General features: G+C 55.6%; 1 rRNA gene. It reads left to right on the plus strand.

Annotated elements, in window-relative coordinates:
- Positions 1-234, plus strand: a 23S ribosomal RNA gene (locus SB719_RS22685); the annotation flags it as partial.

The raw sequence follows: 234 nt of genomic DNA on the forward strand, positions 1-234 counted from the left end.
CGGAAAGACCCCGTGAACCTTTACTACAGCTTGACACTGAACATTGAGCCTTGATGTGTAGGATAGGTGGGAGGCTTCGAAGCGCGGACGCCAGTCCGCGTGGAGCCATCCTTGAAATACCACCCTTTAACGTTTGATGTTCTAACGTGGGCCCGTTATCCGGGCTGCGGACAGTGTCTGGTGGGTAGTTTGACTGGGGCGGTCTCCTCCCAAAGCGTAACGGAGGAGCACGAA

This window comes from Pantoea sp. SIMBA_079, from assembly GCF_046940275.1.
GTDB lineage: Bacteria > Pseudomonadota > Gammaproteobacteria > Enterobacterales > Enterobacteriaceae > Pantoea > Pantoea borealis.